Here is a 317-nt window from a genome sequence, read left to right as displayed (position 1 = left end):
GCGGCCGGTCCTTGGCGTCGGCGATGTTGTTGAGCGCCTCCCAGGCGAGGACGCCGGTGAGGGCGCCGTCGCCGATGACCGCCACGGTGATCCGGTCGTGCACGCCGAGCAGCTGGGGGGCCCGGCCGAGGCCGTCGTCGTTGGAGAGGGCGCTCGAGGCGTGCGAGTCCACCACCAGGTAGAGAACACGCACCCCACGAACCCCCTCACCAAACCCGACCGCCACGCCAAGGCCGCCCAGCTGCACCGCGAGCACGACCCGACCACCCTCGCGGTCAACTGCGACGGCGCCCTCACCGGCGGCCTCGCCAGGGAGG

1 pseudogene is annotated in these 317 nt (G+C 73.5%); it reads right to left on the bottom strand.

The window, feature by feature from the left end:
• A pseudogene (locus tag PUR61_RS04490) lies at positions 1-178 on the bottom strand (1-deoxy-D-xylulose-5-phosphate synthase N-terminal domain-containing protein); the annotation flags it as partial.
• Positions 179-317: the final 139 nt, after the last annotated feature.

Origin of the sequence: Streptomyces sp. BE20 (genome assembly GCF_036322525.1) — a bacterium.
Classification (GTDB): domain Bacteria; phylum Actinomycetota; class Actinomycetes; order Streptomycetales; family Streptomycetaceae; genus Kitasatospora.
The sequence above is the reverse complement of the archived record's forward strand: the minus strand, read 5'-3'. Positions and strand labels throughout refer to the sequence as shown.